The organism is Aquimarina sp. AD10, assembly GCF_003443715.1.
Classification (GTDB): Bacteria; Bacteroidota; Bacteroidia; order Flavobacteriales; family Flavobacteriaceae; genus Aquimarina; species Aquimarina aggregata.
On sequence record NZ_CP031965.1, the window covers coordinates 4,387,546 to 4,401,268 of the forward strand.

The 13,723-nt window shown below is 32.7% G+C and carries 13 protein-coding genes and 1 riboswitch; of the genes, 12 read left to right on the forward strand and 1 reads right to left on the reverse strand.

What is annotated here, in order from left to right; all coding sequences use genetic code 11:
• The 8 genes from D1816_RS18125 to D1816_RS18160 all read left to right on the forward strand — a co-directional run bounded on the left by D1816_RS18125 (position 1) and on the right by D1816_RS18160 (position 6,133).
• Entirely contained in the window at positions 1-639 is a 639-nt protein-coding gene (locus D1816_RS18125; protein ID WP_118504681.1) for a 4'-phosphopantetheinyl transferase superfamily protein, read from the forward strand.
• Between the two features lie 25 nt (positions 640-664).
• Positions 665-925 carry a hypothetical protein gene (locus D1816_RS18130; protein ID WP_066315841.1) on the forward strand — a complete coding sequence of 87 codons (261 nt, stop codon included), beginning with the start codon at positions 665-667 and terminating at the stop codon, positions 923-925.
• Positions 909-1,541 carry a nicotinamide riboside transporter PnuC gene (gene pnuC, locus D1816_RS18135; protein ID WP_118504683.1) on the forward strand — a complete coding sequence of 211 codons (633 nt, stop codon included), beginning with the start codon at positions 909-911 and terminating at the stop codon, positions 1,539-1,541. The genes D1816_RS18130 and pnuC overlap by 17 nt, the downstream gene beginning before the upstream one ends.
• Entirely contained in the window at positions 1,502-2,083 is a 582-nt protein-coding gene (locus D1816_RS18140; protein ID WP_066315847.1) for an AAA family ATPase, read from the forward strand. Before pnuC ends, D1816_RS18140 begins: the two co-directional genes overlap by 40 nt.
• A complete protein-coding gene (locus tag D1816_RS18145) occupies positions 2,067-3,632 on the forward strand; it encodes a DUF4301 family protein (RefSeq protein WP_066315849.1) in 1,566 nt (521 codons plus the stop codon). The genes D1816_RS18140 and D1816_RS18145 overlap by 17 nt, the downstream gene beginning before the upstream one ends.
• A complete protein-coding gene (gene arfB / locus D1816_RS18150; protein ID WP_118504685.1) occupies positions 3,629-4,030 on the forward strand; it encodes an alternative ribosome rescue aminoacyl-tRNA hydrolase ArfB in 402 nt (133 codons plus the stop codon). The genes D1816_RS18145 and arfB overlap by 4 nt, the downstream gene beginning before the upstream one ends.
• Before the next feature lie 193 nt (positions 4,031-4,223).
• Positions 4,224-4,556, forward strand: coding sequence for a hypothetical protein (locus D1816_RS18155; protein ID WP_118504687.1), 333 nt, complete (start codon positions 4,224-4,226; stop codon positions 4,554-4,556).
• Positions 4,557-4,774: 218 nt separating this feature from the next.
• On the forward strand, positions 4,775-6,133 hold the full coding sequence (locus tag D1816_RS18160) for a sigma-54 dependent transcriptional regulator (RefSeq protein ID WP_118504690.1): 1,359 nt from the start codon (positions 4,775-4,777) through the stop codon (positions 6,131-6,133).
• 11 nt (positions 6,134-6,144) lie between these two features.
• Here D1816_RS18160 and D1816_RS18165 read toward each other — a convergent pair whose 3' ends face one another.
• Positions 6,145-8,565 (reverse strand): ATP-binding protein, encoded by a 2,421-nt coding sequence (locus tag D1816_RS18165; RefSeq protein WP_118504692.1) that lies wholly within the window; start codon positions 8,563-8,565, stop codon positions 6,145-6,147.
• 134 nt (positions 8,566-8,699) lie between these two features.
• On the opposite strand from D1816_RS18165, the gene D1816_RS25845 reads away from it, so the two are divergent.
• The 4 genes from D1816_RS25845 to thiC all read left to right on the forward strand — a co-directional run bounded on the left by D1816_RS25845 (position 8,700) and on the right by thiC (position 13,720).
• A complete protein-coding gene (locus tag D1816_RS25845; protein WP_158597805.1) occupies positions 8,700-8,846 on the forward strand; it encodes a hypothetical protein in 147 nt (48 codons plus the stop codon).
• Between the two features lie 99 nt (positions 8,847-8,945).
• Positions 8,946-11,333: a TonB-dependent receptor gene (locus D1816_RS18170; protein WP_118504694.1), complete on the forward strand. Its 2,388-nt coding sequence runs from the start codon at positions 8,946-8,948 to the stop codon at positions 11,331-11,333.
• 66 nt (positions 11,334-11,399) lie between these two features.
• Positions 11,400-11,498, forward strand: a riboswitch (TPP riboswitch).
• A gap of 82 nt (positions 11,499-11,580) precedes the next feature.
• Entirely contained in the window at positions 11,581-11,781 is a 201-nt protein-coding gene (thiS, locus tag D1816_RS18175; protein WP_066315858.1) for a sulfur carrier protein ThiS, read from the forward strand.
• A gap of 79 nt (positions 11,782-11,860) precedes the next feature.
• Positions 11,861-13,720: a phosphomethylpyrimidine synthase ThiC gene (thiC, locus tag D1816_RS18180; RefSeq protein WP_118504696.1), complete on the forward strand. Its 1,860-nt coding sequence runs from the start codon at positions 11,861-11,863 to the stop codon at positions 13,718-13,720.
• Positions 13,721-13,723: the final 3 nt, after the last annotated feature.

The window sequence follows — 13,723 nt, forward strand, 5'->3', positions numbered from 1 at the left end:
ATGCCTCTTTTCAAAACTATAACAGTAGATAATAGTACTAACGTGTTGATTTGGAAGATCGAAGAGTCTTACGAATTCCTTAGTAAAGATATAGAATTAACAAAACATTGTCGAGATAGAGTAAATAGTATGAAGTCTGAGCTGCATCGACGTGCATTTATGAGTGTACGGCACTTGTTAGCAATTGTAGGATATACGGATCATGATTTGTATTATGATGAGTTTGGGAAACCACACTTAAAGGACGGAAAACAGATATCGATAACACATTCATATGAATTTGCAGGAATTATTGTTAGTGATAAGCTTGTAGGGATTGATATTGAAAAACAACGTGAAAAAATCCACAAAATAGCGAATAAGTTTGTTAATGAATTTGAGAACGATTACATCTCGCAAATTAAAAACGAAATTCAGGCGTTAACCATAATTTGGGGGGCTAAAGAATCACTATATAAATTATTTGGTACTGCGGGATTAAGTTTTAAAGAGCATACTTTCATATCTCCTTTTACATTAGATTATCCATTTGTTTACGGCGCTATAAATCATGATGGTAATGTCAGTCACTATGATTTATCATTTTTAGAATTTGAAGGCTTTACGTGTGTATATGCCTTGCCAGCAGAAGAGTTTTAATGTTAAGTATATCAAAATACAATTTATGGAAATATCAATAGAACTTACACTATCTCCGCTTCAAAATGATTTCGAAGAGCATATCATTAGATTTATAAAACGATTGCGTGATTCAGGGTTTACGGTTTTAGAAAATCCGTTAAGTACTCAGATTTATGGAGCGTATGATCAATTGATGCCTTTTCTTACTAAAGAAATAAAAATTGCATTTGATGCTATGGATACTGGACTAATACAGATGAAACTAGTAAAAAGCAATAGAAGTGATTATGAGCCAGATTTTTGATTTTTTCTTTGCGCAATATTCTGAATACCCAATAGGATATTTGGTATTAGAAATTGTGGCTGTGTTTTTTGGAATTGCTAGTGTATTCTTTGCCTGGAAAAATAAGATATGGGTATATCCAACGGGTATTATTAGTACATCTATTTATGTGTATTTGCTATTAAAATGGGGGTTATTAGGAGATATGATAATTAATGCATATTATTTTATTATGAGTATTTATGGATGGTATATTTGGACTCGAAAAATAGATGATGTAAAAGTTACACCTATTTCTAGAACTACTATAAAAGAAAAAGCCATTCAAATTTTAATCTTTATTACAACTTTGATTTTTGTTTATGGAGTTTATATTACTTTTGATAAGTTGAAAGACTGGACTGCGTATGTAGATACCTTGACAACGGCTATATTTTTTGTCGGTATGTGGTTAATGGCACGAAGGAAGATTGAAAATTGGACTTTTTTGATAATTGGGGATATTATCTCTGTGCCGTTATATTTTTATAAAGGGTTTACCTTTTCTAGTTTTCAGTATTTACTATTTACGATAATGGGAATTTTTGGATATTTAGCATGGAAAAGAAGCTTAGACAACACAATAGTGACTGTATAAAAATAGTGCTTTTTGGACCAGAGTCTACAGGAAAAACTACTCTTGCTAAACAATTAGCTGCTTACTACGATACAGAATGGGTTCCAGAATATGCAAGAGAATATTTGCAGGCAAAGTGGAATAAGAATAAAGAAATATGTACATATGATGACCTTGTTGAAATTGCTAAAGGGCAAATTTCATTAGAGAATGATGCAGTAAAAAAGGCAAATAAAGTTTTAATATGTGATACAGATTTGTTAGAAACCAAAGTCTATTCTGAAGTGTATTTTGACGGGTTAGTTCATCCTGACCTAGATAAAATATCATTAGAAAATGTTTATGATTTATATCTTTTAACTTATATTGATGTCCCTTGGGTCAAAGATGATTTGAGAGATAAACCCCACCAACGTGAAGAGATGTTTTTACAATTTAAAAATACTCTTGATAAGTATGGTCTGCCTTATGTGATTTTAAAGGGGGATCAGGCCAATCGTCAAAAAAATGCAATAAAAATTATTGATCAATTAATAGCACAAAAAAGTGAATATAACAGATAAGGATATTAAGTTAATCAAATCAAAAGGATTAACAATTGATAAAGTACTATCACAAGTAGAAATCTTTAAAAATGGAATTCCTTTTGTAGCCTTGAGAAGTGCTGCTACTCTAGATAATGGGATTTTAAAGTTTACAGAACATTATCAATCAGAATTGACTAAACTATATAATTCTAGAATGTCAAATCTCGAAACTATTAAATTTGTTCCAGCTTCGGGAGCGGCAACCAGAATGTTTAAGGATTTATTTAGGTTTTTGGATAATTATCATAGTGAGAAAGAAAGCTTAAATTCATATACTAATCATGAAAAAGCAAATGCAATACGACTTTTTTTAATAGGCTTAGAGAAATTTCCTTTTTATGCTACAGTTATGGAAAAGATAAAAAGCGCTTATCCTAAATTTGATTCTTTATCTGAAGGGAGACAAGTCTATATTTTTGTAGAAATGATGTTAAAAGAAAAGGGGCTTAATTATGGAGATTTTCCTAAAGGGCTGCTTCCTTTTCATAAATATACAGACAGTATCGCAACTTCTTTTGAAGAACATCTGTATGAAGCCGCGGGATATAACACCAATGATAAAGGAAACTCCGAATTACATTTCACCATATCCAAAAATCATTTAGAGGGTTTCAAAGACGAATTTGAAAGAATAAAGAAAAAAGTTGAAGAAAAGACAAATACTAATTTTAAGATCACCTATTCTTTTCAAAAACCAGAAACAGATACTATCGCAGTGACTCAAGATAATGAACCCTTTAGAACCGAAGATGGCACTCTTTTATTTAGGCCTGGTGGTCACGGGGCGTTAATCGAAAATTTAAATGATCTTTCTGCAGATATCATTTATATCAAAAATATTGATAATGTGGTGGTAAGAAAATATCAAGACGAAGTTTCTGGGTATAAAAAGGTTCTTGCCGGAAAATTAATCGAGATTCAAGATGAAGTCTTTAGAATATTAAATGCAATTGATCAACAAAACCCTACAGAAGCTGAATTAAAGGATATTAAAAAGTTTTTGGTACAACAATTAAATGTGAGATTACCTTTTGATTTTGATAAATTTTCAGAAAAATATAAATTACAATTTTTAAGAGAATCCTTAAATCGCCCAATCAGAGTATGTGGTATGGTAATTAATGAAGGGGAGCCCGGAGGAGGACCATTTTGGGTCAAACCAGAAAATGGTAGATTGGTACTACAAATTATTGAAGCCCCACAGATTAATAAAGAAGATCAGAGACAACAAGATATCCTTGCCAGTTCTACTCATTTTAATCCGGTAGATTTGGTTTGTGGAGTGCGAGACTATAAAGGAAACAAATTTAATTTAATAGATTTTGTAGATCCTGATGCTGGTTTCATTACCCAAAAGACTTTAAATGGAAAGGTATTAAAAGCATTAGAGCTGCCAGGATTATGGAATGGAGCAATGTCAAACTGGATAAGTGTTTTTGTAGAAGTTCCTATTACTACTTTTAATCCTGTAAAAAGTGTAAATGATTTATTGAAATCTGCACATCAGGAAAAGCTTTTTTCATGAATGCATCTTTAATCATAAGCGAATTAAAGTTCAAAGCTATTAGAAGCTCTGGCGCAGGAGGCCAGCATGTAAATAAAGTATCTTCAAAAGTTGAACTTAGTTTTAATATTTTAAACTCTAAAGGACTTACCGACGAAGAAAAATTAAGATTAGAACAAAAACTATCGTCTCGATTAACCAAGGATGGCGTTTTGTATTTGCAATGTGGAGATAGTAGAAGTCAGCATAGAAACAAGGAATTAGTGATCAAAAGGCTAATAGATGTTTTAAAAGCTGCTCTTTATGTTCCCAAGAAACGAATAGCTACAAAGCCGTCTAGAGGATCCGTTAAAAAACGATTAGATAGTAAACAAAAACACTCTTTAAAGAAATCCAATCGCAAAAAACCACTTTTTTAAACTCGTGCCAGAATTAAAGTGTGTATTTTTTCTACACATTTGTGTGGATTCTACAGTATTTCATAGTTTATGGGTAATTTGCCTAAAAATATAAAATATTGATAATCAAATAGTTGTGTGCATTTCTCGAAAATCTTCATGTTTGGAACAATTATTACTTATGTATTTACTGTTGATATAATCAAGTAATTCAATGAAAAAGGCACCAATGATAGTAGCAATAGTAGTAAGTATTTTTTCGGCCCAAGGTGTTATGGCACAGGATGAATTAGCTTTTAACGATGAGGTTGGATTAATGAATTATGAAGATGAGCATCAAGAATTTACAGAAATAAATGTAGTAGAATCACCCTTGGCTGTTCAAGAAGCAACAGCAAGAGATTTTCAAAAATATAGAATTGTTAAAACTTATATGTCTAAAGACAATACATATAAAATTGTCCTAAGAGATAGAAATGATAACACAAAAGTTGTATTTGCAAGCACTAATGGTGAATTATTAATACCAAACGACAATAAATCTTAAATCTAGGGGTAGAAAAAGGATATCGTTTTGCAACCAAGGACGATATAAAGTTGTTTAGTGCTAAAAAAGAGACTCACTCCCAAGGGTCTCTTTTTTTATGCCTTTATTCATTATAAATTGTTCTAATTCCTCAATTTTAAACAATTAAAAACCATTGTAGAATCATAGTTAAATTGTAATTTTATAACATAGATTTTCTAGCGTTAAATTTTTTGAATATGTCTAAAATACTTATTGTTGAAGATGATGTTGCTTTTTGTACAATGCTCAAGACTTTTTTGCAAAAAAAAGAATACGAGGTAACTACAGCATTCTCAGGAAATGAGGCAATTCCTAAAATTAAAGAAGATGTTTTTGATGTAGTACTCACCGATGTTAGATTGCCAGATCGGGATGGTATTACATTGCTTGAAGAAATTCATAAGAGTAACCCAAAAACCCAAGTTATTATTATGACGGGATATGCAGAAATTAATATGGCTGTAAATGCTATAAAACAAGGGGCTTTTGATTATATATCAAAACCATTCAATCCTGATACTATCTTACAAACTATAGAAAAGGCTCTTCATACAGAAGTTGTTAGTGCAAACACTACTCAAAAGGAAAGCAAGAAAGAGACACCTGCTAAAACCAAAAAAGATGCAAATCATGCGTTTGTTAGAGGGGTTAGTGATGCTTCTAAAAAATTAAATGAATATGTTGCATTAGTCGCGCCAACCCGAATGTCTGTATTAGTTGTTGGGGATAGCGGAACAGGTAAAGAGTATGTTGCCAGCAGTATTCATAAAGGAAGTAAACGATCAGAAAAGCCTTTTGTGGCTGTTGATTGTGGGGCGATACCAAAAGAAATAGCTTCAAGTGAGTTTTTTGGTCATATTAAAGGATCATTTACAGGAGCTGTTACCGACAAAGTAGGTCATTTTGAAGCTGCCAACGGAGGAACTTTGTTCTTAGATGAAATAGGAAATCTTAGTTATGAATTACAGGTACAACTCTTACGAGCGCTTCAAGAAAGAAAAATTAAGCCAGTTGGAAGTAATAAAGAAATTGAAGTAGATATTAGAGTGATTGCGGCAACTAATGAAGATCTAAGTAATGCTGTAAAAGAAGGAGATTTTAGAGAGGACCTTTATCATAGATTAAACGAATTCACAATAAAAGTACCTCCTTTACGTGATAGAATAGAAGATTTAATGTTGTTTGCAAATCACTTTCTAGAAGAATCAAATGTAGAATTAGATAAGCATGTTGTTGGTTTCGGAGATGAAGTGCTAGAAGCATTTAAAAAATATGATTGGCCAGGAAACCTTAGAGAATTAAAAAATATCGTAAAGCGTTCTGTTCTTCTTTCTCAAGGAGATATGATAACTCTGGATATTTTGCCAAATGACATTGCATATGCATCTCAAAACGAAAGTAAGACCTATGGTTTGTTTAAGAACCAAAATGAACAAGAGCTTATTTTAGATGCACTAGAGAAAGCAAATGGAAATAAGGCTAAGGCAGCCAGAATGCTATCGATAGATCGTAAAACGTTGTATAATAAATTAAAGCAATATGATATTAGTCTTTAAATAATATACATTTAATTTTCTACTTTTAATTTATCAATTAGACTTTCGATTTTGGTAATACCTTTATGAGTTAGTTCTAATATAGCGTCTTGATCAAGATGATATTTATTTTGATGTTCTAACTTTTCTAGAATAGGAATTACATCTTTAGCTTTTATCTGCTTAAACATAGGTAACATCTTATGCGCAATTTGTTTGATTCGTATATTATCTTTTTCTTCAAGACTTATTTTTAAGTCGTTAACATTGTCAATAGTACTATCATAGAATGTGTCTAAAATGGCATATAATGAATCAGAATCTCCATGTGCAAAAAGCATTAGGTCATTTAAAGAATAATCTTCATCGGTAATACCGTTATTTGTTTCTTGGGGACTTATCAAATCAACACTTAAAATTTCTGCAATTAGGTCAATGAGTGCTTTTGGTGCGTATGGCTTTCTTAGGCTACCAGAAAACCCAGCTTCTTGGTATTCAGAAAAAGAAGTATCGGTCCTTCCAGAAAGGGCTATAACAGGTAATTTAGTTTGATTTGTGTTAGTTTTTATTGTTTTTAAAAGCTCAAACCCGTCCATTTTGGGCATTTGTATATCGGTAAGTATTAGATCATAAGTATTATTGTCAAGAAGAGCAAGAGCATCGACGCCATTTTTGCAAACATCGTAAGAAAGCCCCGCTAATGAGGCTACTTCACTAGTTAATGCTAGTTGGCTTGGATCATCATCTACAATAAGGACTTTTTTATTATGAAAATTCTGTATTTCTAAAGTTTCGTTTTCTTCTTCTCTAACTAAAGAATTGGTAAGTTTAATAGGAATATAAAAAGTAAATGTACTACCCTTTTCAGGTTCACTGGTTAGTGTGATTTTACCATCAAGTAATTTTATTATTTTTTTTGTGATGGCAAGGCCTAGACCAAAACCTCCGTATCTTTTTTCAGTTTCATCATCACCTTGAGAAAATTCTTCAAAAATATATTTTTGTTGCTCGTTGGTAATCCCAATCCCAGTATCTTTAACGGCTATTACCAATTGTTTTTCGGCTAAGCCATTTTCAGTAATTTCACTTTCTATTGTTATTGTTCCTTCATCAGTAAATTTATAGGCATTATTAACAAGGTTTGTTAGCACTTGTTTTATTCTAAAAGGATCTCCTAAATATTGGTTATCTAATTGATCATCTGTGTGAATTAAGATTTCTAGATTTTTCTTATCATTGATAGGTATTACACTTGATATTGTATTTTCTATTAACTCTTTAGGAGAAAAAGGAAGCTCTTCAATTAGCATTCTTCCTGCTTCTAATTTGGATAAATCTAGGAGATCATTTACTAAATGAAGAATATAATCAGACGATTTTTTTAGGTGATCCAAATAATGTTTTTGCTTGTTGCTTAATCCTGTTCTTTCTAATAAATCTGAATATCCTATTACTGTATTTAAAGGTGATCGTAAATCATGAGTTACCGTATTGATTAAAGACTCTCTTGTTTTTAGGAGTGATTCTGTATACGTTTTTTCTGCTTCCAGTTCGTTACGATATTTTTGACTTTTTGAAACGTCTTTGGTAATTAGATAGAGAAATATGACCGCTATTAACAAACTTATAGTAGCGATTATTACGATAATATTAGATGTATCGTCCATTACTTTACTCGAAGCTTGTAAGCGAGCTACATACTGTGTTCTTTCATTGTTTTCTATTGCCGCAAGTAAATCTCTTAGTTTTTTGGTGGTTATTTGATCATTTTTAAGAATGTTATTTTCTTTTAAAGAGATTTCTCGTTTGTATTTTTTTTCTTTTTTTTCAAGTTCGGTCAACACCTGTCTTACAGTAGTGGTAACAGAATCCATGGTTTGATTGGTCAATCTATTTGCATTGTCTTCTTTGAGAAGATTTATAATATTAAACATTGCTTTTTTGTGCTTACTCTCAAGATTCTTAAACCGTTTTTCATAATTCGGATCTCCAAAAGATTCGTTGGCTTTTTTTAACTCATCAATGGCAGTAGCATAAATACCTTTTTTTTTGCGTTGACGGTAAATTTCGATAAGCTCTTCTAAATTTTTATTCTTACTGTCAATCAGATATTTAATACTATCAATTTTTTTGGTTTGTAGGGTGTCATCAGATATTTCAGAAACCTTATTGATTGTAGTAAGGATGGTGTCGATTTTAGTTTTATAGATATCAAATTTTGCTATATCAGATGTCTGAACAATATTTCTAGTTAAGCTTTCAGCTTCATACAATCCAGTTATAGCCTTTCCTACAAGGAAAAGTTTTTCGTTGTTTTCATTCTTGATTTCAGTAATCTGGGTGTAATTACTTATTTGCCTGTATATTACCCAAAATGCAGTTACTGCCAATAAACCTGCGACTAGGTATCCGGCAATAATCTTAAAAGTCACCGATTTTTTAGTGTTCTTCATATGTTTCTATAACTGTAAAAAACAAAAAGCATTGTTCTGTTTCCATGTTAATTAGAGTTTTAAATGCTCTATTTTAAGCAATCAACTCTATTACATAAAATAAAGTTACAATAAATCAATAAAACAGAGTACTTTTGCCCCGAAATCTCAAAGGGGTGCTAAAATCTAATGGTTTGGCTGAGATCATACCCGATGAACCTGGGCGAGTAATGTTGCCAAGGGACGGTAGCATTAAAAAGATATATAAAATCTTTTTAATGCGTAATCGAGATGGTCATTAAACATTGTTGTTACTTATGTTTTGGCGATCTTACTATTTTTAATCAAACTAACAATTAAATAGAATAACTACCCCTTTTATTCGTAATGAACTTTTGCGAATGAAAAATGCAATATTTTATCTTACATGCTTATTGTTGAGTAACTATATAGCCGCTCAAGAATTTCAATTATCTGGAACAGTAACGGATCAAAAATCTCAACCGATTCCTAATGTTACGATACTTATTAAAGGTACATCTACAGGAACACAAACGAACGAAGATGGAAAATTTAGCTTTTACCTAGAAAAAGAAACATATACCTTAGTTTTTAGCTATCAAGGAACAGATAGAAAAGAAGTAGTAGTTGATTTAATAAAGGATAATGAACTGGATATTCAATTAGAAGAAATTCTAGAAAAACTAGATGAGGTTTTGGTAAAATCGGTACGTGTAGAGGCAGATTCACCAATTACACATTCAAATGTTTCAAAAGAAGAAATAGCAACACGTAATCTGGGGCAAGATATTCCTATTCTTTTAAACTACCTGCCAGGAGTTGTTTCTACTACAGATGCCGGTACTGGAGTTGGATATACTTATATTCGTGTTCGAGGTAGTGATGCATCCAGAGTAAATGTAACGTTAAATGGGATTCCGTTTAATGATGCAGAAAGCCAAGGGACATTTTGGGTTAACCTACCAGATTTTGCTTCTTCTGTAGAGAATTTGCAGCTGCAACGAGGAGTGGGAACCTCTACAAACGGTTCTGGAGCTTTTGGAGCAAGTTTAAATTTACTTACCGATGCAGTTTCTGAAACAGCTAGTGGTGAAATTTCAAATTCTTTTGGGTCATTCGGAACCAGAAGACATAATGTGAAATTTAGTACAGGGATATTAAATGATCATATTGAAATTGCAGGGCGATTATCAGCAATTGCCTCTGATGGTTACGTTGACCGTGCGTCTTCAGATTTAAAATCTTATTTTTTACAAGGTTCTTATATCGATGATACTACATTAATCAAGGCCGTTGCTTTTGGAGGACATGAGATCACCTACCAATCATGGTTCGGTATTGATCAAACGACATTAGAAAATGATAGAACTTTTAATCCTGCGGGACAGTATACAGATGCTGATGGAAATACTCGTTTTTATGACAATGAAGTCGACAACTATAAACAGGACCATTATCAATTGCATTGGAATCAAAAATATACCAATAACTGGTCAACAAACTTAGGATTAAATTATACCTATGGGCGTGGGTTTTTTGAGCAATTTAAAGAAGATGAGGATTTTGCTGATTATGATTTTACACCAATTGTGATAGGTGGGGAGACAATTAATACTACAGATTTAATTCGTCGTAGGTGGTTGGATAATGACTTCTATGTCATTAATGCCACTGCAAACTATAAAGACAATAATTTGGATGTTGATTTTGGAGCTTTTTATAGTTTTTATGATGGAGATCATTTTGGGGAGGTTATTTGGGCTCAAAATGCAGGAGGCTCAGAGATAAGAGATAACTATTATTTTGGTAATGGTAAAAAAGATGAGTTCACCATCTTTGGTAAAACAACATATAGAATTAATGATCAATGGAGTGCGTTTTTAGATCTTCAAGGACGTTTTGTTGGATATGAAACCGCAGGAGATACCTCAGATAGAGTGCCGCTGGAAGTGGATGAGAAGTATGATTTTTTTAACCCGAAACTTGGAGCAACTTTTCATGTTAATAAAACGAATCACCTGTATGCCTCTTATGCAAGAGCGAACAGAGAACCACGTAGAAGTGATTTTGAAAATGGAATCAACACAGCTGAAAGGCTAAATGATATAGAATTAGGATGGAGATTTACAAATAAGAAAGCAGTAATAAATACAAATCTATATTACATGTGGTATAAGGATCAATTGGTACTAACTGGTGCTCTAGATGATGTAGGGGCGCCAATAAGAGCAACTAGCGGAGAAAGTTATCGATTAGGAATCGAAATAGATGCAGATATAGCATTATGGGACAGGTTTATTATAAAACCTAATCTTGCCATAAGTTCAAATAAAAACAAGGACTTTGTAACTTCTAAAGATGGGAGTTTAGTAAATCTTGGAGATACAAACATTTCATATTCACCTAATATTGTATTGGGAAATATGCTTATTTATCAACCAATTAAAAATCTACAATTAGGGTTTCTTTCAAAATTTGTAGGAGAACAATATATGGGTAATATTGATAGCAAAGCATCTAAGCTAGATAGCTTTTTTACTAATGATCTTAATATTGTATATGAGATTAAAAATATACCAGTTTTTAAATCTATTGTGTTAACAGGGCTTGTAAATAATGTTTTTGATTTGGAGTACGTTTCTAACGGGTTTTTCTTCACTTTTGATGATGATTTTACTAACCCAGGAACTATTATTACAAGAGAAGGTGCGGGGTTTTATCCACAAGCCGGAATAAATTTCTTGCTTGGTGCTACATTGAAATTTTAAATGGATGCTATAAAAAAATGAAGTCCAAAATAATTGTACCTTCATTTTTTTATAGTACTTTTATGGTATAAACTTTAGGGGTGTTTTCGCAAAAGCGAAATCTGAGAAATACCCTTTGAACCTGATTCGGTTAGTACCGACGAAGGGAAAAGTTAATTATCATATGATTTTTTATAATCATATGGTTTTTGATTCTTCGATTAAGGCAATACGCCTAAGGTTTATGGATTAATATTTATTTTATAGTATGACCATAAGCGTAAACAATAAATCACAATCTGTTTCAGAAAACACCTCTATAGTAACACTATTAGCGCAATTAAATGTTGCTTCTAATGGGATAGCGGTTGCTATTAATAATGAAGTTATTTCTAAAGAGAATTGGAATAAAATACAATTACAAAAAGAAGATCATGTGACAATTATACAAGCCACTCAAGGAGGGTAAATATTTGTAAATACCAATATAATTGTATGTAATGTCAGGTTTTCAACTAAACAATAAAAGCTCAAAACAATAATTACCCATGAAGAAAAAGGATACCGCACCAAAGGGAAATGTAATTTCTACAACACCATTTCCTAATTCTAAGAAAATCTATGTGTCAGGAACAATTCATCCGCAAATCAAAGTAGCAATGCGTGAGATTTCATTAGATGATACGACTGATAGTTTTACCGGAAAAAAAATACCTAATCAATCAGTAACAGTATACGATACAAGTGGTCCTTATACAGATCCTTTAAAGGAGATTGATGTGCATAATGGTATAGAGCGTATACGAGAACAATGGGTTTTAGATCGTAACGACGTAGAAGAGCTGGATGCATTTTCATCAACATATTGTAACGAAAGGCTTAATGATTCTAGTTTGGATCATTTAAGGTTTAATCATTTACATAAGCCAAAAAGAGCAAAAGAAGGCAGGAATGTTTCGCAGATGTATTATGCAAAACAAGGCATTATTACTCCCGAAATGGAATATGTAGCAATGCGCGAAAACCAAAAATTACAAGAAGTACAAAGGCTATCTAAACAACACCCTGGGCAAGATTTTGGAGCTAGTATACCAGAAGTTATTACACCAGAGTTTGTAAGAGAAGAAGTAGCCAGAGGCCGAGCGGTAATACCATCTAATATTAATCACCCAGAAGCAGAACCAATGATTCTAGGGCGAAATTTTTTGGTTAAAATTAATGCAAACATTGGAAATTCAGCTACAACATCTAGCATTGAAGAAGAGGTAGAAAAAGCGGTTTGGGCATGTCGTTGGGGTGCCGATAACATAATGGATCTTTCTACAGGTAATAATATCCATGAGACACGAGAGTGGATTATTCGTAATTCTCCGGTGCCTATAGGAACTGTGCCTATTTATCAGGCTTTAGAAAAAGTAAATGGTAAAGCCGAAGATCTTACTTGGGAGATTTTTAGAGATACCTTAATTGAACAAGCAGAACAAGGAGTTGATTACTTTACCATTCATGCAGGTGTTAGATTGGCTTATGTGCCTATGACAGCAAAACGAATTACGGGAATAGTTTCTAGAGGTGGATCAATTATGGCAAAATGGTGCTTAGCACATCACAAAGAGAGTTTTTTATATACACATTTTGAGGATATTTGTGAGATTATGAAAGCGTATGATGTTGCATTCTCTTTAGGAGATGGTTTACGACCAGGTTGCATCGCAGATGCTAATGATGAAGCTCAATTTGCAGAATTAGAAACCTTGGGTGAATTAACAAAAATAGCTTGGAAACATGATGTTCAAACTTTTATCGAAGGCCCTGGTCATGTGCCAATGCATATGATTAAAGCAAATATGGATAAGCAATTAGAAGCATGTGGAGAAGCTCCTTTCTATACTTTAGGTCCTTTAACTACAGATATCGCTCCAGGGTATGATCATATAACTTCAGGTATTGGAGCGGCTATGATTGGGTGGTACGGAACGGCAATGCTTTGTTATGTAACTCCAAAAGAACACTTAGGATTGCCAAATAAAGAAGATGTGCGTACAGGTGTAATTACATATAAGTTAGCGGCTCATGCTGCAGATTTAGCAAAAGGACATCCAGGAGCTCAGCATAGAGATGATGCATTGAGTAAAGCGCGTTTTGAGTTTAGATGGGAAGATCAGTTTAATCTGGCACTCGATCCTGAAAAAGCAAGAGAGTATCATGATGAAACTTTACCTGCCGAAGGTGCTAAAATCGCCCATTTCTGTAGTATGTGTGGACCAAAGTTTTGTTCAATGAAAATATCACAAGAAGTACGTGATTATGCCGCAAAAAAGGAAATCAATGATCAAAAAGCTCTTGAAGCCGGAATGCAAGAAAAAGCAGAGGAGTTTAAAGAGAAGGGAAGCGAAGTATACCTATAATTA